Origin of the sequence: Bacillus sp. PK3_68, from assembly GCF_003600835.1 — a bacterium.
Classification (GTDB): Bacteria; Bacillota; Bacilli; order Bacillales; family Domibacillaceae; genus Pseudobacillus.
This window is the reverse complement of sequence record NZ_NQYC01000001.1, coordinates 3,545,712-3,568,560: the sequence shown is the minus strand read 5'-3', so window position 1 is coordinate 3,568,560 and position 22,849 is coordinate 3,545,712. Positions and strand designations below refer to the sequence as shown.

The 22,849-nt window shown below is 40.5% G+C and carries 28 protein-coding genes and 1 pseudogene; 9 read left to right on the top strand and 20 right to left on the bottom strand.

All coding sequences use genetic code 11. From position 1 onward, the window contains the following. Window positions 1–116 precede the first annotated feature (116 nt). The 3 genes from CJ483_RS18010 to CJ483_RS18000 all read right to left on the bottom strand — a co-directional run bounded on the left by CJ483_RS18010 (window position 117) and on the right by CJ483_RS18000 (window position 3,542). Window positions 117–1,670: a fatty acid--CoA ligase family protein gene (locus CJ483_RS18010; RefSeq protein ID WP_120036466.1), complete on the bottom strand. Its 1,554-nt coding sequence runs from the start codon at window positions 1,668–1,670 to the stop codon at window positions 117–119. A gap of 134 nt (window positions 1,671–1,804) precedes the next feature. Beyond that, on the bottom strand, window positions 1,805–2,794 hold the full coding sequence (gene lplA / locus CJ483_RS18005) for a lipoate--protein ligase (protein ID WP_120036465.1): 990 nt from the start codon (window positions 2,792–2,794) through the stop codon (window positions 1,805–1,807). Window positions 2,795–2,807: 13 nt separating this feature from the next. Beyond that, window positions 2,808–3,542 carry an MBL fold metallo-hydrolase gene (locus tag CJ483_RS18000; protein ID WP_120036464.1) on the bottom strand — a complete coding sequence of 245 codons (735 nt, stop codon included), beginning with the start codon at window positions 3,540–3,542 and terminating at the stop codon, window positions 2,808–2,810. Window positions 3,543–3,736: 194 nt separating this feature from the next. On the opposite strand from CJ483_RS18000, the gene yhfH reads away from it, so the two are divergent. Further along, window positions 3,737–3,871: a protein YhfH gene (gene yhfH / locus CJ483_RS17995; protein WP_120036463.1), complete on the top strand. Its 135-nt coding sequence runs from the start codon at window positions 3,737–3,739 to the stop codon at window positions 3,869–3,871. A gap of 87 nt (window positions 3,872–3,958) precedes the next feature. Here yhfH and CJ483_RS17990 read toward each other — a convergent pair whose 3' ends face one another. The 9 genes from CJ483_RS17990 to hemE form a co-directional block, all read right to left on the bottom strand. After that, window positions 3,959–5,962, bottom strand: coding sequence for a YhgE/Pip domain-containing protein (locus CJ483_RS17990; protein ID WP_120036462.1), 2,004 nt, complete (start codon window positions 5,960–5,962; stop codon window positions 3,959–3,961). After that, window positions 5,935–6,255, bottom strand: a complete 321-nt coding sequence (locus tag CJ483_RS17985) for a YhgE/Pip family protein (protein WP_182917099.1) — start codon at window positions 6,253–6,255, stop codon at window positions 5,935–5,937. Before CJ483_RS17985 ends, CJ483_RS17990 begins: the two co-directional genes overlap by 28 nt. A 73-nt stretch (window positions 6,256–6,328) precedes the next feature. Continuing rightward, entirely contained in the window at window positions 6,329–6,901 is a 573-nt protein-coding gene (locus CJ483_RS17980) for a TetR/AcrR family transcriptional regulator (RefSeq protein ID WP_120036460.1), read from the bottom strand. Window positions 6,902–7,098: 197 nt separating this feature from the next. Continuing rightward, window positions 7,099–7,266, bottom strand: coding sequence for a hypothetical protein (locus tag CJ483_RS24650; protein ID WP_182917098.1), 168 nt, complete (start codon window positions 7,264–7,266; stop codon window positions 7,099–7,101). Between the two features lie 61 nt (window positions 7,267–7,327). After that, window positions 7,328–7,723 (bottom strand): hypothetical protein, encoded by a 396-nt coding sequence (locus CJ483_RS17975; protein ID WP_120036459.1) that lies wholly within the window; start codon window positions 7,721–7,723, stop codon window positions 7,328–7,330. Further along, window positions 7,716–7,928 carry a hypothetical protein gene (locus CJ483_RS17970; protein WP_120036458.1) on the bottom strand — a complete coding sequence of 71 codons (213 nt, stop codon included), beginning with the start codon at window positions 7,926–7,928 and terminating at the stop codon, window positions 7,716–7,718. The genes CJ483_RS17975 and CJ483_RS17970 overlap by 8 nt, the downstream gene beginning before the upstream one ends. Window positions 7,929–8,102: 174 nt before the next feature. Continuing rightward, window positions 8,103–9,506 carry a protoporphyrinogen oxidase gene (gene hemY / locus CJ483_RS17965; protein WP_120036457.1) on the bottom strand — a complete coding sequence of 468 codons (1,404 nt, stop codon included), beginning with the start codon at window positions 9,504–9,506 and terminating at the stop codon, window positions 8,103–8,105. Window positions 9,507–9,527: 21 nt separating this feature from the next. Then, a complete protein-coding gene (gene hemH / locus CJ483_RS17960; RefSeq protein ID WP_120036456.1) occupies window positions 9,528–10,469 on the bottom strand; it encodes a ferrochelatase in 942 nt (313 codons plus the stop codon). A gap of 19 nt (window positions 10,470–10,488) precedes the next feature. Further along, window positions 10,489–11,529 carry a uroporphyrinogen decarboxylase gene (gene hemE, locus CJ483_RS17955; protein ID WP_120036455.1) on the bottom strand — a complete coding sequence of 347 codons (1,041 nt, stop codon included), beginning with the start codon at window positions 11,527–11,529 and terminating at the stop codon, window positions 10,489–10,491. Window positions 11,530–11,827: 298 nt separating this feature from the next. Here hemE and CJ483_RS17950 point away from each other — a divergent pair, with 298 nt between their 5' ends. Further along, window positions 11,828–12,340, top strand: coding sequence for an antibiotic biosynthesis monooxygenase family protein (locus tag CJ483_RS17950; RefSeq protein WP_120036454.1), 513 nt, complete (start codon window positions 11,828–11,830; stop codon window positions 12,338–12,340). 79 nt (window positions 12,341–12,419) lie between these two features. Here the strand turns inward: CJ483_RS17950 and CJ483_RS17945 are convergent, their stop codons facing one another. Next, window positions 12,420–13,640 (bottom strand): ABC transporter permease, encoded by a 1,221-nt coding sequence (locus tag CJ483_RS17945; protein ID WP_120036453.1) that lies wholly within the window; start codon window positions 13,638–13,640, stop codon window positions 12,420–12,422. Then, the gene (locus CJ483_RS17940; protein WP_120036452.1) at window positions 13,637–14,374 is read right to left on the bottom strand and encodes an ABC transporter ATP-binding protein; all 738 of its coding nucleotides are present in this window, start codon (window positions 14,372–14,374) and stop codon (window positions 13,637–13,639) included. Before CJ483_RS17940 ends, CJ483_RS17945 begins: the two co-directional genes overlap by 4 nt. Window positions 14,375–14,526: 152 nt before the next feature. Here CJ483_RS17940 and CJ483_RS17935 point away from each other — a divergent pair, with 152 nt between their 5' ends. Together CJ483_RS17935 and CJ483_RS17930 are read left to right on the top strand one after the other, a co-directional pair. Beyond that, complete coding sequence (locus tag CJ483_RS17935) at window positions 14,527–14,958, top strand: HIT family protein (protein WP_120036451.1); 432 nt, start codon at window positions 14,527–14,529, stop codon at window positions 14,956–14,958. Between the two features lie 151 nt (window positions 14,959–15,109). Beyond that, entirely contained in the window at window positions 15,110–15,628 is a 519-nt protein-coding gene (locus CJ483_RS17930; protein WP_120036450.1) for a tryptophan transporter, read from the top strand. A 55-nt stretch (window positions 15,629–15,683) separates the two neighbouring features. Here CJ483_RS17930 and yhzF read toward each other — a convergent pair whose 3' ends face one another. Continuing rightward, on the bottom strand, window positions 15,684–15,872 hold the full coding sequence (yhzF, locus tag CJ483_RS17925; protein ID WP_120036449.1) for a membrane protein YhzF: 189 nt from the start codon (window positions 15,870–15,872) through the stop codon (window positions 15,684–15,686). Between the two features lie 178 nt (window positions 15,873–16,050). Between yhzF and CJ483_RS17920 the strand changes: the two genes are divergently transcribed. Then, on the top strand, window positions 16,051–16,410 hold the full coding sequence (locus tag CJ483_RS17920; RefSeq protein WP_120036448.1) for a YtxH domain-containing protein: 360 nt from the start codon (window positions 16,051–16,053) through the stop codon (window positions 16,408–16,410). A gap of 151 nt (window positions 16,411–16,561) precedes the next feature. Then, complete coding sequence (locus CJ483_RS17915) at window positions 16,562–17,131, top strand: HTH-type transcriptional regulator Hpr (RefSeq protein WP_120036447.1); 570 nt, start codon at window positions 16,562–16,564, stop codon at window positions 17,129–17,131. 130 nt (window positions 17,132–17,261) lie between these two features. Here CJ483_RS17915 and CJ483_RS24645 read toward each other — a convergent pair whose 3' ends face one another. Continuing rightward, window positions 17,262–17,414, bottom strand: a complete 153-nt coding sequence (locus tag CJ483_RS24645; RefSeq protein WP_182917097.1) for a hypothetical protein — start codon at window positions 17,412–17,414, stop codon at window positions 17,262–17,264. A 57-nt stretch (window positions 17,415–17,471) separates the two neighbouring features. On the opposite strand from CJ483_RS24645, the gene CJ483_RS17910 reads away from it, so the two are divergent. The 3 genes and pseudogenes from CJ483_RS17910 (at window position 17,472) to CJ483_RS17900 (ending at window position 19,278) form a co-directional block, all read left to right on the top strand. Further along, window positions 17,472–17,840 (top strand): DUF3267 domain-containing protein, encoded by a 369-nt coding sequence (locus tag CJ483_RS17910; protein ID WP_182917096.1) that lies wholly within the window; start codon window positions 17,472–17,474, stop codon window positions 17,838–17,840. Between the two features lie 138 nt (window positions 17,841–17,978). Then, window positions 17,979–18,164, top strand: a complete 186-nt coding sequence (locus CJ483_RS17905) for a hypothetical protein (RefSeq protein WP_259455818.1) — start codon at window positions 17,979–17,981, stop codon at window positions 18,162–18,164. Window positions 18,165–18,388: 224 nt separating this feature from the next. Further along, window positions 18,389–19,278: pseudogene (locus tag CJ483_RS17900) on the top strand (peptidylprolyl isomerase). A gap of 57 nt (window positions 19,279–19,335) precedes the next feature. Here the strand turns inward: CJ483_RS17900 and CJ483_RS17895 are convergent. From CJ483_RS17895 to CJ483_RS17880, 4 genes are all read right to left on the bottom strand, one after another. Further along, a complete protein-coding gene (locus CJ483_RS17895) occupies window positions 19,336–19,509 on the bottom strand; it encodes a sporulation YhaL family protein (RefSeq protein ID WP_120036444.1) in 174 nt (57 codons plus the stop codon). A gap of 76 nt (window positions 19,510–19,585) precedes the next feature. Next, a complete protein-coding gene (gene yhaM / locus CJ483_RS17890) occupies window positions 19,586–20,527 on the bottom strand; it encodes a 3'-5' exoribonuclease YhaM (protein ID WP_120036443.1) in 942 nt (313 codons plus the stop codon). An 84-nt stretch (window positions 20,528–20,611) separates the two neighbouring features. Continuing rightward, the gene (locus CJ483_RS17885) at window positions 20,612–21,856 is read right to left on the bottom strand and encodes an ABC transporter permease (protein WP_120036442.1); all 1,245 of its coding nucleotides are present in this window, start codon (window positions 21,854–21,856) and stop codon (window positions 20,612–20,614) included. Beyond that, complete coding sequence (locus CJ483_RS17880; protein WP_120036441.1) at window positions 21,849–22,745, bottom strand: ABC transporter ATP-binding protein; 897 nt, start codon at window positions 22,743–22,745, stop codon at window positions 21,849–21,851. Before CJ483_RS17880 ends, CJ483_RS17885 begins: the two co-directional genes overlap by 8 nt. Window positions 22,746–22,849 lie beyond the last annotated feature (104 nt).

Here is a 22,849-nt window from a genome sequence, read left to right as displayed (position 1 = left end):
TCTTTCACCCAATCAGCCCATTCATCTTTTTTCGCCATCCGTGCTTTAAATATAACAAAAACTGCCTAAAAGCGACTGACGCATGCTCTTTCAGGCAGTTCTGATCTTCCAATGGTTCAATTTTGCAGCACTTGCTTTTTCAACGCTCTTCTTAATATTTTTCCTGTCGTATTTTTAGGAAGCTCTTCCAAAAATTCGATTTGCTGCGGCAGCTTGTAATCGGCCAAACGACGGCGACAGTAATCCATTAAATTTTCTTTGTTCAGCTCCTTGTTTTTTGGAACCACAAAGGCAAGTACTGCTTCCCCATAATTCGGATCTGGCACACCAAGCACCGCTGCTTCAACCACATCAGGATGATTATATAACACTTCTTCTACTTCACGCGGGTACACATTATAACCGCCTACAATAATTAAATCCTTTTTACGGTCAACAATATAAAAATAGCCTTCCTCATCTCGTCTGGCCAAATCTCCTGTATATAGCCAGCCATCTTTAATCGCAGCAGATGTATCTTCAGGATGCTTGTAATAACCTTTCATTACATTTGGTCCTCGAACGACTAATTCGCCTACTTCGCCAGCTGGTAATTCTTCTCCCATTTCATTTACTATTTTATTCTCCACATTCATGATTGAACAGCCAATAGAGCCGGCTTTTCTCGGCCGATCCAGCGGATTAAATGTTGTTACAGGACTTGCCTCTGACAGGCCGTATCCCTCAGATATTTTCACATTGAACTTTTTCTCGAAATTTTCAAGTAAGGCAACCGGCATGGAAGAACCGCCTGAAATACATAAACGCAAGGAAGCAAAGTCCTCTGAATGTCCCTCACCCGATTGATAGAGGAAGTTATACATCGTCGGAACACCGGCAAAAACTGTTGCCTGATGTTGCTTTGCCTGTGCGAATATTTCTTTGGGGCTGAATTTTGGAAAGATGATCATGGTGGCTCCACTAATCAGTGGTGCATTCAGACAAACGCTTAAACAAAAAACATGAAACATTGGCAAGACAGTAATGATTCTGTCTTTTTCACTGAATTGCAAATAAGAACCAATGTCACGAGCGTTAGAATATAAATTTTTATGACTTAACATGGCACCCTTTGGCTTGCCTGTAGTACCAGATGTATAGAGAATAACCGCTGTATCATCTTCTGAAACAGCAGGTGGATGAAAGGGCTGAAGGCCTATATCCATCACTTTAGAAAACGTTTTCATTTTCTTGTAAATCGAAAATTCCTCAGGCTGTTTTTCTTTTGTCCGTTCCTCGTTCATTTCACAAACGATATAATGCTCGACAAAAGGCAAAGTTTGGTCAATCTTGTTAGCAAGCGGCACTAAAATATCCAATAAAATAACAGCTTTAGCATCAGCGTTTTGAACGATATAGCTGATTTCCTCTGGTGAATATAGAGGATTAATAGGTATGACTGTTGCCCCTGCCCGCAATGCTCCATAAAGGGAGATAATAAACTGCGGCGAGTTACCCGTAATTAATGCGAGATGATCCCCTTGCTCAATGCCTAATGCTTTCAAACCGGATGCAAATCTGTGAACTGCCATGTTTAACTCTTCATATGTAGCAGTCTGATCAAGAAAATGATACGCCACTTTTCCCCCTTGTTTGGCAGCAGCATGTTCTAATGCTGTTGAAAGATTCATTTCATCCTCTCCCTTTGAGAATATGAATGAATAGTCATTCATATTTGAATTTTCAATATTTATTATAATTCAATTTTTTCCAGCCTGCAAGAAAAGAGAAAACTGCCTTTTTTAATTGGCAGTTTTCGGAAACATCAATATAGTAAATCTACAATTTCTTCTTTTGTTACTTTTCCAAAATAGCGCGGTACATCAATCGAATCTAACGCCTCTTTAATCGCATTTTTGTCATATCTAATCCCTTGAAGTCCATTCTCGATCTCTTCTATATCGCCCACTCCAAAAAAGTCGCCGAATATTTTGCAGTTTTTGATAAGACCATTTTTCACATCGAGCCGAATATCAATTAAACCCACTGGGAAGCGGTGAGAACGCTGAATGTTAAACGCTGGGGATTTTCCATAATTCCAATCCCAATTTTTATAACGTTCCTGCGAGATTCCTTCAATGATTCGCCAGTCTTTTTCATCGAGACGATATTCAGGAATATGACTCTCTCCCTCAAAAATATTTTTTAATAAAAATTGCCGGAACTCTTCAATTGTTATCTTTTCTTCCAATAAATCAGCGATATTTGTCACTCTGCTGCGAATTGACTTAATTCCTTTTGATTCGATCTTATCTTTTCTCACTTTTAATGCTGCCACTACTTCATCCATGTTCGTTTGAAACATTAAGGTTCCATGGCTGAACATTCTTCCTTTTGTAGAAAACTGTGCATTGCCGGATATTTTTAATCCGTTGGCAAGAATATCATTTCTTCCGCTCATTTCTGCCTGAATGCCTAACTTATGAAGCGCAGTAACGACAGGCTCAGTGAACTTTTTGAAATTATGGAAACTGTCTCCATCATCTTTGGTAATGAAACTGAAGTTCAAATTGCCCAAGTCATGATAAACGGCGCCTCCACCTGATAAACGGCGGACAACATGAATATTTTTTTCTTCTACATAATCAATATTAATTTCCTCAATTGTATTTTGATTTTTCCCAATAATAATGGACGGTTCATTAATGTAAAAAAGCAAGTAGGATTCGTTGATATCCAAATATTTTACTGCATACTCCTCAATCGCTAGGTTCACCCGCGGGTCGTTAATTCCTTTATTATCAATAAACAGCATGATACTTCCTCCATTATAATCCTATTTCTAAATCTTCTTCAGCTAAGAGCACTGTACCATAAAACTCTTCCTCCGCCTCTTTTTTTAGCTCGGTGATATCCCCAAAATGCGGAAGATGAGTTAGTACAAGCGTATTTACCTCTGCCAGACGGGCAAGCCTGCCAGCATCTGTGCTTGTCATATGGCCAGCTGCTTGTCCGTCCATACCGCTGTAGAAGTTGCTTTCACAAAGAAGCAGGCTGCTTCCTTTCACAAACGGAACAAATGCCTCCTGATAAGCAGAATCAGCCGTATAAACGACAGACTGGCGATGATTAGAAATTTTCATTGCATAACAAGGTACAGGATGAACTGTACGCAAAAACTCCACTGTAAACGGTCCAATAACGAGCTTCTCCTCTGGGCGGTAAGCTTTTCCCACCGTTAGATCTTTATATGTAAGAGCAGCAAAACCCGTTTCATCTTCTTGATGCCCGTAAATCGGCAATGGTGAAACTTCCTTTCCCATATGCTTACCGATTAATAAAGCATGCTGCAAAACTCCAATATCCGCCACATGGTCAGCGTGATAATGGGACAGTAAAACAGCGTCCAATTGTTCAGGGCGAATGTGGTTTTGAAGATGCGAAAGCACTCCGCTTCCACAATCAACCAGCATCTTAAAACCACCTTCTTCAAACAAGTAACCTGAGCTTGCTTCATTTACTTTCGGATAACCGCCCCAGCAGCCAATAACAGTAACGTTCATGAAAAGGACTCCTTTCCATTTCTTTAATTTTTATCTTCATACGTATTGTATTCCCCAAACCGCTTTCCTTCAACTTCATGAATTATTTGATTTATTTAAAAATTTGTTAAAAACATATTGACGTATAAAAACTGTTATAATACAATTAATAAAAATAAGGAATCAGTTATATAACAAAAAGGGGGAAACAGCAAATGGTTAAAAACATCGTTGACTTTTTCAAAAACTTACCCGCTAAACAATGTGCAAAATGTGGCTCTTATATTGACGAACAGCATGAATGCTACAGCCATGTATGCGATGAATGCACGGATATTCAAGACCTTTAATTTAATTGCCGCTACTTCATCTTCCAATTTCATTTGATATAAAAAAGCACCCGCTTCGCCTTGAGCGGGTGCTTCTTTTTTATCCTGTTATTCTTCCACTATCTGCGTATTATATTGCTTTTTGAACAACCGCTTAAAGAAAAGACATGTAATGAGTAGACAAACGGCTGCAATTGAAAGGAGGACTCCTTCGTTTGCCCACATAAAATGGAAGTCACCGCTTGAAATCACTGTCTTAAACGCGCGAACAGAGTAAGCCATTGGCAAGATAGAGTTAAATGGCTGTAATGCTGTCGGAATTAATTCCAGAGGGAACGTACCAGCACTTGCTGTTAATTGTAAAATCAAAATTAAAACAGCTATGAAACGTCCTGGATTTCCCCACATGGTTGTTAGCATTTGGATAATAGCCATAAAGGTTAGACTAGTAATAATTGTAGTTAAAATAAACAAAGGAACACTCTGTACCTCCATTTTTAATCCTAACAATAGGACTGCTGAAACAAGAAGTGACTGTGCAAGCCCAGCGGTGAACATGATTCCCGTCTTGCCAATGAACCAGCGAAAACCGCTTGAAGGCTGCTCCGCCGGTTCTCTAAGCGGGAAGACAATGGTTAACATCAATGCTCCAACAAACAGACCGAGAGACAAAAAGTAAGGAGCAATACCAGTTCCGTAGTTTGGTACGTGATGTTTCACTTCTTTATCTACTTTAACCGGCTCTGCCATCATATCATACGTTTCTTTTTTTGCTTTTACTTCATTTGCTTTGTCTGCTGCTTCCCCAAGCTTTTCATGCAGCTCTTCTGTTCCTTCTTTCAGCTTAGTCGAACCGCTTTCCAGTTCTGTTGAACCTTTTGCAAGCTTGCCGGCTCCTTCTGATAGTTTCTCAGAACCGCTGTTCAACTCTCCCAAGCCGCTGTTTAATGTTTCAGCTCCAGTTGCCAATTGGGCCGATCCATTTTTGGCTTCTGAAAGCTTTTCACCTACTTTGTTCATTCCTTCACTCAGGTTCTTTTCTCCATTTTGCAATTTTCCTGTTCCAGAAGCTAATTGGTCAGATCCTTCTGCTAATCCATGAACGCCTGCTTGCAGCTGTTGCTGACCGTTCTGTACTTTGCCAAGTCCTTCGTTTAATGACTTCATGTTAGGTGCAAGCTGTCCACTAACCGCTTTATTGATCTCTTTAGATCCAGCAGCAAGCTGCTTGCTGCCTTTTTGCAACTTGCCTACATTGCTTCTGATTTGCTCAGCCATTTGCGATTGCTGCTGTTCAACTTTCTGTTTAATCATGGCAATCTCCATCGGAGAAAACCTTTGTTGCAGCAATGGCATATATTGTTGTAATTGTTGATTAATCGTCTCGTTCATTCCAGCAATCAATTGTTCTTCGAATTGTCCAAGCCCGGTATTTAGCTGTTCAGCTCCAGTTGCCAATTCCTTTGTTCCCTTTGCCAATTCAGGCAGCTTATTTTGGAATTGCTGTACGCCCTCTTTCATTTCTGTTGTGCCCGAATTTAATTCCGACATTTTTCCATCTGCTGTATGAAGACCAGTTTGTAAATTAGCAAGGCCAGCTGCCAATTCGTTCGTGCCCTTCTGCAATTCTTGACTGCCTGCTGTAAGTTTATTTTGGCCTTCTTCAAGCTGTGCTAAACCAGAGTTTAACTTTGAAGCGCCGTTAGCAAGGTCTTTTGAACCGTTCCCTGCTTTTGAAAGCCCCTCTGAGAACTGGACAGAGCGATCAGCAAGAGTAGCTAGATTTTCTTTTAATTGGGCTGCTCCTTCAGATAGCTTGCCTGCGCCCTCATCAACTTCTCCAGCCCCCTTGTTGGCAGTTGCAAAACCTTCACCCATTGATTTGATTTTATCAAACATTGTTTCTGCATATGTTTCAGTAACACTTTTTTGGACGGACGCCTGAATTTCCTTCATTGCTGTATTTCCCATTTGTGAAGAAACAAAGTTGTAGCTTTCATTCGGCACATACTTTAATTCTAGTTTTTTTGGAGTATCATCAAGCAGCGTCGTAGCATTTTGTGAAAAGTCTTTAGGAACTTCAATTAACATGTAATATTCTTGGTTATCCATCCCTTTTTTGCTTCTTTTTCGCTCACAGTATGAAAGTCAAAATCATCGCTTTTCTCAAGTTCTCTCGTTAATTCCTTGCCAATCGCCAACTTTTCTCCATCGTAATCAGCACCGGTATCTTTGTTGACAATAGCAACCGGCAGTTTATCTAGCTGAGAGTAAGGATCCCAAAAAGCCCACAAGAGCATACCGGCATATAAGAGCGGGATAAGTAAAATAGCGATCATAGAAATGAACAACATTCGATTTCCAGCAATATTTTTTAATTCTGCTATAAACATAGATCGTTTCATAATTGCCTCCGTATTGAAAATAGTGACCATTTTATTCATTTAGTCAAAAAAGTGTAAAAGAGAAGGATTTCCCTCAGGTGGATAATCCTTCAAATAAATAAAGCTCAAACAATCGAGAAATTTCCTCTTCACTCAAAGGCTCTTTTCTTTGCTCCCAATCAAAGATTAGGGAAATATAAAGCTTAAGCATGACAAAGGCCGTTAATTCAGGATTGCATCGTTTAATTTTACCGGTTTCGATCGCCAACTGAATCTTTTCCCCAATGAATGAAAGGATGGCTTCCTCCATCATTGCCATGACCTCAAGGACGGCTGGTGTTCCCATTTCTTTTCCTTCTTGAAATAGCTTGATGGTCAGCTGGTGCTTCTTTCTAAATTGTAAAATTTCAAAAAGAGCTCTGTGCACATTTTCATGGAATGTCTGGGAAGGATCAATTGCTTTTTCAGCCACCTCTCTCATTTCAGTAATGAGCGTCTGGATAATTTCATCAAACAATTCTTCTTTATTTTTAAAAAACGTATAAATCGTTCCCTTTCCGACATTTGCCAATTTAGCTACTTGATCCATTGTTGTCGCTTTATAACCAAATAATGAAAAGGATTTAGTAGCCGCGTCAATAATATGCTTTTTACGGTCAACAGCCATCCCTCTGCCCCCTTTTTTGACCAAATGAACAATTTAGTCATTCGATATAAGTATCATACTCTAAACAGTTGAAGATAGCAAGATCTTTAAATATGGATAATAAAAAATTCTGCACGTTACCGTACAGAATGTAAGAATAGAGGTCACTGGTTGAAATAACTGCTCCATAACCTATAAGGATTCGGCAATAGTAAATTTTATTGCTTTTTATTTTTTTGTTCTTCAAAACGTTTGTTTCTTTCTCCTCCATCCGCTAGCTCCTCTGAAAATTCTACAGGCTGTTGTTTATTTTTCCTGAATGCCTTCTTTATTTCAGAAGAATCCATGTTATTGTTCGGAGCCGCTTGTTCATTCCATTCTCCCATCGTATGTCCCTCCTTTAGATGATGAAAAAGCCTTTAGCATGGCTTCTGCTATTGGCTGTTCTTATTCCGGTGACCGATATTCCGCTTGATAAGAATTGTTTCCAGCATGAACAGAAAGCAGCGTATCAGCATAGCCGACAAGACGATTAACGATTTCATCAGAAAGTGCATAAACAAGCGGATAAAGCTTCGACTCTCCTATCTTCAAATCCATAAAAATAATCGTCGTATGAATGAATATCTCGCGATTCCCATAAAGATTGTAATGGATAATCACTTTTCCTGCTGCGCTGCCCTCTTGCTCTGCTCTAAATCCGGGAAGAAAAAAATACCATTCTTCTGCTGTAGCTGATCGAAAGTTTTTTGTAAACTTCAGTCCCGCCAACTCTTTATCAATACGTTCTCTTAAAGAACGGTCTATCGCTTCTACCACTTTGTTATTCGCCTTTTCATTCATACTTATTGTTAGATGAATCCTGTTCTTGCTCTTCATTAGCTTTGAAAAAGGAATGATGATTCTCCAGAGCACCTTCTTCTGATTCCCTTGGAACAGGTTCAAGTCCATATCCGGTTGAACTAATTTCTAACACCTCGTCATTCGCCTCTCTCTTTACATATAGGCTTGCCATGTCACGGCGGATACCCAAATTGTCTTTTTCCATACAGGAACCTCCCTTGCTGTGTGTTACTCCTATTGTTCCCTATGTCAGCAAGTCATACAGAAAAGTTAGTTGAGCGATAATAAAAAAGACTGTCTCCAGAAGCAGCCAAGCGGGCTTGTCTGCTGTTTTAAAAACAGCAGGCCATCCTCCCCCATGTCTCTGGAACAGTCCTTGTTAGTCTTTATTTTGTATAAATGAAGCTGCTTTTTGCGCAGCCTCTTCTCCTTGCTTGATGCAGTCAGGAATGCCAATCCCTCTGAAAGAGCTGCCAGCAATAAAAAAGCCCGGCAGTTGTTCGCGTATTCGTTCTTCAATCGCCTCTATCCGTTCATTATGGCCAATGGTATATTGCGGAATAGCATTTTTCCAACGGCTGACAACCGTAAACTCCGGCTCTGTCGATAAAGCGATAACCTTCTTTAAATCTGCCATTACAATTTGTTCAATTTCAGCATCTGACAAATCAACAATTGCTTCATCGCCCGCTCGGCCTACATAACAGCACAGCAATGCCTTTCCCGGAGGTGCTGCATGCGGCCACTTTTTGTGTATCCAGGTACACGCTGTAATAGTCACATCACTGTTTCGCGAGACGACAAATCCAGATCCGGTGATAGACTGCGAGATAGCCGCTTCCGGAAAAGCCATCGTTATCGTTGCAACAGACATGGCCGGCATCTCTTTTAATACATCGAAAAAACGATGTTGTGGCATCATGGCAGGGAGGGTAAAATGCGGGCTAGTAACAATCACTCCATCAGCCAATACTCGTTCACCGTCATTTAATGCAAGAAAAAACTTACCGTCTTCCTGTCTTTTGATCTGCCTGACACGCAAGCCTTTAAGAACTGAACCGCCCTCGAGTCTCCCTTCGATTGCTTCTGCCAGCTCCTCTAACCCATCTTTTAAAGTTAAAAGGCCGCCTGATTCATTGGTCAGCGCAGAGGCGATCTCCTTTAATCCAAGTATTAAGCTGCGATGTTTTTCCCCGGTTTCATTTAGCTGCGGCAGCGTGGCCCTCAGGCTAAGTTTATCAATGTCCCCGGCATAAATTCCTGCTAAAAGCGGTTCAATGAGATTCTCTACTATTTCATCACCAAGACGGTGCCGAAAAAAGCCACCAAGCGAGGTATCATTCTTCAAGTGATTGTTAGGCAGAAAAAAATCTGCGCTGGCTCTAATTTTTCCTGTAATAGAAAAAAGATTGGTTGTAATAAAAGGAAGTATCTTAGTCGGCACTCCAATCACGGAACCAGAAGGTATAGGATGAAGCTTATCATTTACTAACACATACCGCTGGCCCGCTCCACTATGCACCAACTGATCGCCAAGTCCGACGTCCTTTACCAGCCGTACCACACTTTCTTTTCTTGCCAGGAAAGAATCAGGCCCTTTTTCAATAACAAAGCCATTCTTTTTAATTGTTCGAATTTTTCCGCCCAGGCGAGGCGTTGCTTCAATTAACGTGACAGCTAATGGAAGCTGGCTGGTTTTTGCTGTTTTTTGCAAATAATAGGCTGCTGCTAGTCCCGTTATTCCGCCGCCTACAACAACAACCCTCTTTTTTTCACCCAGCACAGTTTCATCGCCCTCTTTTTATTATTTTGTGTTTTCTTTTAAATGCTTTAAAACCACTTCACCAAGAGCCTCAATGAATTCCGGACGGGCATTTGGCATAGGCGGACGATAATACGCTGCGCCGATTTCATCAGTAATTACCTTGCATTCATAGTCATTGTCGTATAGAACTTCTAAATGGTCTGCCACAAACCCTGCTGGCACATAAAGAAACGCCTTATAGCCTTGTTGCTCGAATAAATCGCGTGTCAAGTCCTGTACATCCGGTCCAATCCACGGCTCTGGAGTATTTCCCGCACTTTGCCAGCCAACCTCTACATTAGCCACCCCTGACGCTTCCGCAATCAGTTCTGCTGTCTCTTGTAATTGTTTCGGATACGGATCGCCCATGGAGATAATTTTCTCTGGCAAACTGTGAGCAGAAACAATCATTACGAAGTTCTTACGCTCTTCTGCTGACATGCTGGCAACCGTCTCTTTTACTTTTCCTGCCCAATAATCAATAAATTTCGGCTCCTGATACCAGCTTTCAATAGATGTGATTGCCGGTCCGCCAATTTTTTCCGCTTCTTCTTTCGCTCGGCTGTTATAGGATTTCACACTGAAGGTGGAAAAATGAGGAGCAAGCACTAGAGATACGGCTTCTGTTATCCCATCCATTTTCATCTGCTGCACAGCGTCCTCAATAAACGGCTCAATATGTTTCAGGCCAATATAAAGGGTGAATTCAATATCATCCTGTACGGCATTCAAATGCTGTGCAAGCTTTTCCCCCTGCTCTCTTGTAATCGAAGCAAGCGGTGAAATCCCGCCGATTGCTTCGTAACGAGAGCGTAAATCCTCAAGCATTTCCGGCGTTGGCTTTCTCCCTCGGCGGATGTGCGTGTAATAACGTTCAATATCTTCTTCTTTGTAGGGCGTTCCGTATGCCATGACTAATAAGCCCATTTTTTTCTTTGTCATGTCTCTCACCTCTGTTGCATTATTTTCGTTTTTGTGCGCTATATTCATGTACAAAGCTTGTTAGACGTTTTAGTGTGTCCGGATTCACCTCAGGGAAAACACCATGTCCTAAATTGAAAATATGACCTGGCTCCGCGAGTCCCTCATCCAAAATAGCGCGAGCTCTCTCTTCGATGACTTCCCAAGGAGCCAACAAAATAGCCGGGTCAAGATTTCCTTGCACAGTTTTTGTCACTCCCATAGCTCTCGCTTCTTTAATAGGCAGGCGCCAATCAAGACCAACAACATCAAGCGGCAAATCATGCCACTCTTTCGCCAAATGGCTTGCGCCTACTCCAAACATAATTAACGGAACATTTTCTTCGCGGAGTTCACTGAAAATGCGTTCCATGACCGGCTTAATAAATAAACGATAATCAGAAACGTTTAAAGCCCCTACCCATGAATCAAAAATTTGAATCGCCCGAGCACCGGCTTTCACTTGCGCGCGTACATAAGTCACTGTCATTTCTGCCAGCTTGTCCATCAGTGCTTGCCATGCTTTTGGTTCCGCATACATAAAGGCTTTTGTTTTATTGTAATTTTTTGAAGGTCCCCCTTCGATCATATAGCTAGCAAGCGTAAAAGGGGCCCCTGCAAAGCCGATAAGAGGAACATCAAGCTGCTCCTTTGTCAGCAATCGAATCGTATCCAATACATATGGAACATCACTTTCCGGATCGATTTGGCCAAGTTTTTCGACGTCAGCTAAAGAGCGAATCGGGTTATCAATGACCGGCCCTATTCCCGATTTAATATCAACATCCACTCCTATAGCAGGAAGCGGTGACATAATATCCTTATAAAGAATAGCTGCATCGACATTATATTGATCTACCGGAAGTTTGGTGACGTAAGCGCACAGTTCAGGTTGGTGGGTAATTTCGAAGAGGGAATATTTCTCTTTTAATTTACGGTATTCCGGCTGGGAACGACCCGCTTGGCGCATATACCAAACTGGTGTATACTCTGTCTTTTCCCCTTTTGCCGCTTTTAAAAATGTTTCATTAATTTGTCTCATAGCTGCTGCACATCCACCTTTCATTTCCTAAAAGTCGATCTATCACTTTATATACAATCCGTAAACGGAAGTAAGCGAAGAATCCTGTCTATTTATACGTTTACACTATAGTTGTTTTAGGCAAAAAAGTATAGCACAGACCCTCAAATGTCATAAATTCTCCAAAGAAACCAGCCAAACGCCTGCCATAAAGAACCGACTGCCTTCTTTTTTGCCCATACAATAGTTTAGAGAAGAGTAACTAAGTGTAAAGTAATATAATAAAGAATAATTAACTATTGTTGAATGAGGTGGAAGCATGTATATTTTCATAACAACCGGCACATATAACTTCATGAAGAAGTTACAGGAAAAGCACGCATCTGAAAAAATCCTTTTAATGGAGAATGCAGAAGGTGCTACCCTTCTTCATGAAACAAATAATAAAACAGTATTCCAATCCCCTCGTAAATATGAAGTGATCGACACGTCGGGAGAATTAGCCGATCACGGCTTCGTTGTATGTAATAATATCCCTGTTACTGACGAAGGACGCCCTATTTTCGAATATCGCTTTAAAGGCAGGGCGCGGGCGATTGAGAATACGCCAGGATTTATAGCTATTCGTGTGCTTCGGCCGCTCGATTCTGATACTTACGTTATTTTAACACAGTGGCAAGATCGGGAGTCATTCACAAACTGGAAGGACTCTAAAGAATTCAAACAAGCCCATGAGATGAAAAAACCAGAAGCAGGCGTAAATGAACAGCCGCATATTTTCTCAAGCCCTTCTTATATAACTACGTATATTGTCCCTAATGGAAATGATTAATTTCATTTTTTCTAAAATAGAATGGCAGCAAAAAACAGCCTGACACCCGTGTTTTTCGGTGTCAGGCTGTTTAGGCTGGTTATCGAAACATTTTACGCAGCCGTGCTGGCGCGTACATCTTTGCAAAAAACAAAGCAAATACTATTCCAGCTACAACGACAATGCCCCCTTGACTCACGGAATGGCCTGCCCATGCCGCTAAGCCGAAAATAATCGCCTGCAATAAGAGCAGCCGGCCGATTAACTCTAACAATGAAGCACTTTTTCTTTCAGGAGAGACCGGATACAGGGATACCCATATCTTTGTTTCATGGCGGCGGATCATTGGCAAGAGCTGAAAACCTGTTAAATAGATAAACAGCAAAGCAATAATGAGCTGCAATACAGCCTGTCCACTAAAGCAAATAATAAGTGCTGCAATGACCGTAAGACGAACGTACAGTCCAAAAAACTCGTTCATTCGGACAAATGTACGTCGGAATAGATACGTGTACGTGTTTGCTGGATCAAATGGTATGTAGCCGAGCAACTTGTCCAGCCATTTCCGGCGCTTGACCGTTCCCCGCAAATGAGGAACATCGGTAAATAAATTAGCCATCCGGTAAAAAGCAGCCATCCGCTTCTCTTCTAGTTCCACGAGTGTTTCCCATTTCAATGCCATACGCCTTGATATTTTCCGGAAATAGAGATAATAAGCAGCCATAACAACAGCCACTGCTAAGGCAAACAGGACAGCTGCCTTTGAAAATACAAAGTAAAGCAGCAATATGTTCAAAGCTAAACGGACTCCCCAATCAATCTGTCTGCTCTCTTTTTCTTGGATTTTAAGCACATGCCAGCGAACAACTAAATTCCAGACCTTTATGATAGCAAGGAGGAGAAGCCAAAAGAAGAAAACCTTCATAGAGCCGCCTCTTACCTGCGTATACAGTGGCATAAACAAAGCAAGCGCCGCAATCAATAAGTAACTCTGGGACAGAAAGCTCGTCCAGATAGCTTTATGAAAGTAAGGAACCATTCTCTCTTCAAGCGGTAGTAAAAAGACCGTATCCGCTCTCATTAGAAATGTATATACCGGGCTCCATGAAAGCAGTGCGCCTAAAAAAACAGCCATGATGAACGGCGCCGGAAATGTTTCACCCAATGTCTTTACCCAACCGCTGTAATAATATAAGGCGGCACCGAGACCAAATACAAGGACAAATAATAAATGATCATTCAGCATGTAGCGCAGGTACTTGCGCAACTCTGAATAATAAGCGGCTATTCTTGATTTCCATAACTCTTCTACTTGCCTCATTGCTCTTCTTCCTTCGTCAGCTGAATATAAATGTCATCTAGAGAAGCACCCGGCATTTGAAATTGCTCACGAAGCTCTGTAATTGTTCCCTGTGCTCGGATTTCTCCGTTGTGTAAAATAATGAAGGAATCACAATATTTCTCCGCTGTCGCCAGTATATGGGTTGACATTAAAATGCCCGCACCACTATTGCGCATTCGCTTCATCCACTCAAGCAGCGATTGAATGCCCAATGGATCCAGACCAACAAACGGCTCATCAATAATATAAAGAGAAGGCTCTGTTAAAAAAGCACTCATAATCATTACTTTCTGCTTCATGCCTTTTGAGAAATGAGCGGGAAACCAGTTCATTTTTGAATCAAGCCGGAATTCTTTTAGTAGTGGACCAATGCGCCGTTTGTATTCCTCCTCTGTGAGACCGTATGCCATTGCAGTTAATTTCATATGCTCTTCAAGCGTCAGCTCTTCATATAAAATCGGTGTTTCTGGAATGTAGGAAAATTGACGCCGGTATTTCTCTGGGCTGTCCTGCAAAGAAAGTCCGTTAATGGAAATCTTCCCTTTTTTCGGCTCCATGAGGCCGATAATATGTTTAATCGTCGTACTCTTTCCCGCTCCATTCAGACCGATCAGCCCGACGATGCTCTCCTGATTAATTGAAAAGGAAATATCGTTCAGTACCGGCTTGCGGGTGTAGCCGCCAACTAGTCCTTCTACCGTTAATAAAGACATAAAAAAACGTCCTTTCTCGTAAAGTCATACGCTTATTTTAACAAAATATTAGCAGAATCTCATTGTTAAGTGCCCCTTCTATACTTGTCTATTTAATAAATATATCTTTTATGATAAAATTTTGGCAATTATACATAGGAAGGATGAAGAAAATGAGCGATTGTATTTTTTGTAAAATCATCAACGGAGAAATTCCCTCTGCCAAGGTGTATGAAGATGAAGAAGTGTACGCTTTTCTAGATATCAGTCAGGTAACAAAAGGCCATACATTGCTCATCCCAAAAAATCATAAGAAGAACATATTTGAGTTTTCTCCGGAAGAAGCAAGCCGCCTCTTTCAACGTGTGCCTATTGTTGCAGAAGCGCTTAAAGCCGCTTACAACCTTGAAGGGTTAAATATTTTAAACAATAATGGCGAGACAGCAGGCCAAACGGTTTTCCATTATCACATTCATCTTATTCCTCGCTTTGGGCGTGAAGATGGATTCCATCCTATTTTTAAGGTAAACGACCTGAATCATACGGGCGAGGAGCTTCAGGAAATTGCTAAAGAAATCTCGTCCCATATTCAAACTACCGCTTAAAGAGGAGAAAAAAAGCTGATTGGTTGACAGAATATTCAGCTTCCTTAGCACTTTTCGATGTGCTATACTTATACTATCTTTTCGCTGACAACAACTAGCGTATGTCAGGAGAAGCTGTTTTGAGATGAGATGAGAAGAGGAGAGATGAGAAATGAATACAAAATCTTTAGTTACCCTGTCACTGTTAATAGGCATGGGGGCTGTTTTACACACCGTGATGCCCGGACTATTCCTTGGAATGAAACCCGATATGATGCTGACAATGATGTTTTTAGGAATTTTATTGTTTCCAAATGTGAAAAGTGTGCTGTTGGCCGGCCTTGTAACCGGAGTGATTTCCGGCTTAACCACTTCTTTTCCAGGCGGATTGATTCCTAATATGATTGATAAACCAGTTACTGCCCTTGTCTTTTATGGTTTATTCATTCTATTTGCCAAGTACAGCAAGAATACTTTCGGAGCGGTTGTTTTAACAGCTATCGGCACGATTGTTTCCGGAGTCGTTTTCTTGGGTTCTGCACTCGCTATTGTCGGCCTTCCAGGTCCATTTGCTGCTTTATTTCTTACAATTGTATTGCCTGCCTCGGCTGTAAACGCTGTGGTCATGCTAGTTATCTATCCAATTGTACAATCTGTGCTAAAGCGCTCAAACCTGGTCGAACAGGTGTAAACAGTCCAAAAAGACTCCTTTTAAAACAAAGGAGTCTTTTTGTGATATACGTCCATCACCAGTACAGCATAAGCACTGCAATGACTAAAATAAAGCCCCCTGCAATTCCAAGAGTGCGAGCTCTTTGAATTAACATAGGTCTTGACATGGAAATGCCTGGCCTCCATATAGAACGGATATGATGGATCATGCTAATCAGAAGGATAAAACTCAGCGCAAATAATCCAAAGATGATCCCTTCCATCTGTGACACTCCTTTAACGAGAATCAACCGTTTGTTTTTCGTTGCTTAAGGGAAATATAGCAAAGCGGGGTCCTTTTACATACTATGCACCTTCCAGTTGGCAATGTACCTGTCCCCATCAAATTAAAGAAACTTTATCTATTCAAGGAGAACTATAATCTAACAAGAGGTGAAAAAAGTGAATAAAAAATCATTGTTAATAGGCATGATTGCCGGCACGGCCGCCGGAGCAGCTGCTACTTTGCTCAACACTCCTATGTCGGGCCAACAAGCCAGAGAAAGGTTAAAAACAGCACAGGCAAGCTTAAAAAGCAATGCCAGCGTCATTAAAACAGATATTGGGCAAGTCAAACAAGCTGTGATGCATTTAAAAGACGTCAGCAAGGACAATATTGGCGAAGTAGCAAACGGTTTGAAGGTGAGCGCAGGAATCTGGAAAGAAAGTACAGAACCAAATATTGAAAAGTTACAGAAAGATATTGCTGAGGTACAAAAAACTGTAGAAGACTTGCAAAAAACGCTGCCCGCCAGAAAGTAAATGGAGAGCCAACAAAGGCTCTCCGTTTTTTTCGAAAATTTAGTTAATTTATATCTTTATTATTTTTTACTTTATTGGCATAATAATATTAATAATCTCTATAACTGGCTATCAATTAGGAGTGAAAGAATTCGGAAAAGAAGGTGCAAAAATGACAAATCATCAATACTCAATGAAAGAAGCGCTTATTTTCAGCCAACGAATGGCTCAATTAAGCAAAGCATTATGGAAAGCAATAGAAAAAGACTGGCAGCGCTGGATTAAGCCCTATGACTTAAATATTAACGAGCATCATATTCTCTGGATCGCCTATCATTTAAAAGGAGCATCTATTTCTGATATTGCTAAATTCGGAGTTATGCATGTCTCCACCGCTTTTAATTTTTCAAAAAAATTAGAAGAGAGAGGTTATTTAAGATTCTCTAAAAAGGAAACTGATAAGCGGAATACGTACGTGGAAATCACTGAAGAAGGAGAAAGGCTTTTGCTTGATCTGATGGAAGACTTTGATCCCAATGCCAATTCTGTCTTTGCAGGCAGCGCGCCGCTGCGTGAATTATTCGGTAAGTTTCCCGATATGATGGAAGTAATGTCCATTGTAAAAAATATTTACGGCGAAGACTTCGTTGATATATTTGAAAAGTCCATGAATAATATCGGTGAAGATCTCGATGAAGAAGATGGTAAATTGCGAAAAAAAAAGCTTGAACAAAAAGTTTAAGAGCTTCCCCTTTTGACGGAAAGCTCTCACTTTCTTTTCTTTAACCACCCTCCCGTTTGCTTTGCCTCAAAACTTTACTTAATTTTAATAAAAAACGGCTTGATTTTTCTTCGAGCACATCGTAAAGTGATTAGGCAATAGCAGTTTTAACGTCAAACGGAGGGATGATTCCGATGAAATGCTGGCGTACATTTGATTTTGAAAAGAGATACGGATCCAATAAAATCCTCATATTTTCTCTTTTGCTGACCATGCTGGTTTTTTCCTTCAGCTTTGCTCTCATGCAATCGCTCTTTTCGAAAACACTGTATTCAGGTTATTTTCATTTTTTCTTATAGCTTTGTTAGCCATTTATCCGCTTCATAAACTTATTCATCTTCTGCCGATTTTGCACTATTGGCGGCAAATGAAATGCCAATGCAAAATCACTTGTTTTTGTATGCCAATTATTTCGATTAACATAAAGCAGCCTGTTCCTAAAAAAACATTTATGGTGAGCCTTTTGCTCCCCTTCTTTACAGTTAATCCAGCTCTGCTCGTTTGTGGAGTAATGTTTCCTCATTATATTCACTATTTTACTATGCTTGCTGCTTTCCACACAGGCATGTGTGCAATTGATTTGCTTTATTTAAAAGCGATGGCTGCTTCGCCAAAATATGCAGTCATTGAAGAACACGACAGAGGGTATGAAATCCTTATCCCTCAATAAGATGCTGGCTCATTTAGTCATTATCCCTTACATGTAAAGCAGAGAATCTCTTCTCTGCTTTCAACTATTTTTCTATCTTTTTAATATAATTTTTGTTATGTTTATTACATATGAACATAAAGGGAGGGGGATAAAGTGATCTCCGTTATTACCGTATTTATTATTTTTTCAGCATTGATTCTATATAATATCAATCGTATGACTAATATTCTTTGCGTTCAAAAAGAGATCCCCGAAGAACGCCACCCTAAAATTTTTCGCACGATCAATATTTACATTACTATTTTATTGATTTCCTCTTATGTGGAAATTTTGTTTACATAAAAGAGCCGCTCTATGAAGCTGGCTCTTTTTATGTAAGCCGAAAAGAATGCAACTTAGTGAATAAAACAGCTTTTATTTCTATGGCAAACGAGATTCTTTTACTTTTCTGAATTGAATTTTTTGGCTGCTTCTTAAAAATATGATATAGTATGTCCTGTATAAAAATTTGAAAAAGCCGTTGCTGCATTGAAGGCCGGCTGATTAATCAGGGAGTTGTTTAAGAAATGAAAAAATGGATCCTGTCTGCTTCTTTACTCGCAGGGGCTGTCGGCCTAGCTGGATGCGGCGCCGGAGGAAATGATGTTGTTGCTACTTCGAAAGCAGGCGATGTTACACAACAAGAATTATACGATGCTATGAAGGAAAAGTACTCTCCGCAAATGGAGCAAGCGCTTCAGGAGGCTATGTATAAAAAGGTGCTTTCCGAGAAATATGAGGTGTCGGATAAAGAGCTGGATAAAGAACTAAAAAAGCGAAGGAACAGCTTGGCTCACAATACGAAGCATTCCTGGCTCAATATAACCTTGATGAAAAAGGTTTCAAAGAGTTCTTAAAGCTTGAACTTTTAAGAGAAAAAGCAGCGCTCGCTGATATTAAAGTAACAGATCAACAAGTAAAAGAATACTACGATAAATGGGAAGCGCCAGTTAAAGTGCGGCACATTCTAGTAGAAGATGAAAAGAAAGCGAAAGAAGTAAAAGACAAGCTGGCCAAAGGCGGGAAGTTTGAGGATTTGGCTAAGGAATACTCCACTGATACACAATCTGCCCAGAATGGCGGAGAACTTGGTTGGGTGGATAACGAGGGACGTGCACAATTTGTTCCAGAGTTTTCAAAAGCACTCAGTACCTTGAAGAAAGGACAAATCAGTGAGCCAATCAAATCAGACTATGGTTACCATATTATTGAAATCACAGATGTAAAAGAGAAAAAACCATTTAAGGAAATGAAAGCTGAATTAACAAAGGAATTAAAACGCTCTAAAGCAGATTCAGCAACTATGCAGAAAAAGCTTGATAAAGAGATGAAAGCGGCCGATGTGGAAGTAAAAGATAAAGATTTAAAAGGCGCTTTTGAAGGTTTATCCGATTCTGACAAAAAATCAGAAAAATAAAGATGATCAAAGCGTCTGTCCTGTAAATACTTATTATTTACAGGACAGACGCTTTTTTTAATTTTTAGCTTTTAGTTCCCGCTCTTTCTCCATTCTTTGTATATAAACTTGTCCTTCTTGTTCAATAAATTCCTGATCTACTTTTTTGTCTGCCCTTGATGTCTTAATCGTCATAAATGCGCTGAACAAAATCCCTGCTACTACTGCATAAATCCATAATGGAATAATCATCCTGATCCCCTTTCTTGTCCGCATTTGTAACCAGTGTATTCATGCAAAGAAAAAAACATGCCCAAATTTGGACATGTTAAGAAGAAAAATGCGGCTTATAAAAGGCCCGGTTATCAAGAGCAAATACGCGCTCGGAAAATTCTCCCGGCTTTGTGCGCTCCAATGCACGGTCTAGCATATTCATTTTCGCATCAAGATTATCAATATAGTGAAGAATTTCGGCCTCTTTAACCATTGGCGGCTTCGGGCTTCCCCACTCTGCTTTGCCGTGATGAGAAAGTACAACATGTTTTAGAACAGTAACCTCTTCCCCTTCGATCCCGAGTTCTTCCGCCGCTTTGCCAATTTCATTTACCATGATCGTAATATGGCCGAGCAAGTTCCCCTCTATGGTGTAAACAGTCGAAACCGGACCTGATAGCTCAATTACTTTTCCCAGATCATGCAAAATAACACCAGCGTACAACAAGTCGCGGTTCAGAGAAGGATACAGGTCAGCAATAGATTTTGCCAGCTTAAGCATGCACACGACATGATAAGCTAGACCCGAAACAAATTCATGATGATTCTTCGTTGCTGCTGGGTACTCCAAAAATTCTGTATGGTATTTATTTAATAAAAAACGGGTAATACGCTGGATATGAGGATTTTCCATCTCAAAAATAAACTGAGTGATCATATCTGCCATATCCTTTTGGCTGAGCGGAGCTGTTTCAATAAATTCACTAACCTGCTTTCCATCCTGCGGGTTGGCTGGTCGAATTTGTCGAATTTTCAACTGCATTCGACCACGGTAATTTTGAATTTCTCCCTTTACTTTGACAATCGTTTGGGGCTGATATTGTTTTTCTGTCTCTTCCTTCGCATCCCAGAGCTTCGCTTCAATATCACCGCTTTTATCCTGCAAGATAAGCGTTAAATAGGGATTTCCATTTACCGCTATACTCTTCGTTACTGATTTAATTAATAAATAACTCTCTACGCTTTGCCCTGCTTCATAATGGGTAATCCCTTGCAAATTGCTTCCCCTCCTTAATATTCGTGAGCTAATTATAACATAACAGCTTTTGGAATAATTGCTCTGTGCGGGATCTGGAATAAATCAGTTATCTCTTGAAAGCTCTATTGCTTTTTTCATATCCTTTAACGAGTTGGACTTTCCATACATTAAAACGCCGCCTTTGTAAATACGGGCACCGATGACACCAAAAACAAGAATAGCCGCGATTAAAATACCGAAGCCGAGTGCTACTTCCCATACAGGAATACTAAGCAAGCTAATGCGGACAAACAAAATCATCGGTGTAAAAAACGGCACATAAGAAGTAACTGTAATTAATGGAGACTCCGGATTGCTGAGACCGTACATGGAAATAAAGAAGCCGACCATTATAAGCAGAGTTAGCGGTGTCATCATCTGCTGAACGTCTTCAAGTCGACTAACGAGCGATCCAAGCAATGCAGCTATGGTCGCATACAAAAAGTAGCCAAGAATGAATAAGAGAACCGCATACATAATCATAGAAACAGAAATAGATTTTAGTCCGAGTGAGCCGATAAGTGATCCTTCAGGCTGATTAGATATTGTTATATAAGCAACAGCAAACCAAATAACTAATTGAGTAAGGCCGAGAAGACCGATGCCTAGTATTTTGGCAAACATCTGCTTGACCGGCGATACACTCGAAATCAAAATTTCCATTACTCTGGAAGACTTTTCAATCGCTACTTCAGAAGCGATCATGTTGGCATACATAATAACAGAGAAATAAATGAAAAATAAGAGAGCATATACCAGAATCTGTGCCTGAATTAACTCTTCTTCTGATTTGGCGCCTTTTGCTAGAGCAATCGTATCAAACGAAGCCGGTGCATTCCATAATTGTATCTGCTCACTTGTTAATTGCAACCTGCCCGCTACTTCCATTGTTTTTAGAGATTGCAACGCTTGCCTAATGCCAGAAGTAATTTGACTATTAGCTATATTTTCTGCTTTGTATGTAGCTGTTGGCAGCCCATCTCCTGTCCTCTCTAACAATAGATACCCCTTATATGTTCCTTCTCCAACTTCCTTCTTTAATTGATTCTCTGTTTGGTCTGTTTGTATAACGGTTAAATGATCTGCTACGGCTGCAAGCTGCTCCTTAAACGGCTCATACATCGTTCCTGTTTTATCAATAACCGCAATTTTCGTTTCCTTATTATCATCATCAAAATAGGAGAAAATCTGCTCCATGTTAGCTGCAGCAATAATGACCACCGCCACAAGCAGCGTCGTCACGATAAATGCCTTTGTCTTAAATTTATTTATGTAAGACTGTGAAAGTATCATCCAAAAATTATTCATAGGAAGCCCCCGCCTTTTCAATAAAAATGTCGTTAAGTGATGGCTCTTCCAGCTCAAACTTGGTGACAAACCCTTTTCCTTGCAAAGCGGAGAAGATGTGCTGAGACGTCTCTTCTTTTGCGATTTGCAGCAGCATGCCTTCCGCTGTTCTTTTTGCCCGCAGGACTCCGGGTAGATCCTTTAAAAATTCAAGATCAAAATCTGCTTGAACAGCTACATTTTTTTTGCTGAATGAACGCTTAATTTCACGAAGCCTGCCATGAACAACCGGACGTCCGCGATGCATCATACATAAATTCTCACAAAGCTCTTCCACATGTTCCATTCGATGGCTTGAGAATACGATTGTCGTTCCGTTTTCTTTTAAATCCACCACGGCCTCCTTCAATAATTCAACATTGACGGGATCGAGACCGCTGAACGGTTCATCAAGAATAAGCAGCTGCGGCTTATGAACAACAGAGGAAATAAACTGGATTTTCTGCTGGTTCCCTTTTGATAGCTCCTCCACTTTCTTTCCTGCATAATCCGGGACATGAAAGCGTTCCAACCAATGGTCCGCCTCAGCTGCAGCTTCTTTTTTATCCATTCCGCGAAGACGGGCCAAGTAGATAATTTGATCTTTCACTTTCATCTTTGGATAAAGCCCTCTTTCTTCAGGTAAATAGCCTATAAGAGGACTCGCTTTATAATTAATTGGTTGTCCATTCCACTGAATCATTCCTTTGTTCGCCTGTAAGATCCCTAAAATCATGCGAAAAGTGGTTGTTTTTCCCGCTCCATTGGCACCCAGAAAGCCAAATAGCTCTCTCTCTGGAATTTGCAAAGACAAATCGTCGACTGCGGTGAAGTCATTAAACTTTTTGGTTACGTTTTCTAGAATAAGCATATTTTATCACTCCCCTTTTAACCATACGCGCAAATCCCTAAAAAGTTCCATAAAATTATTTTGTTATAAAATATTTTGAAAAGTTCTAAATTTGTGTACAATAA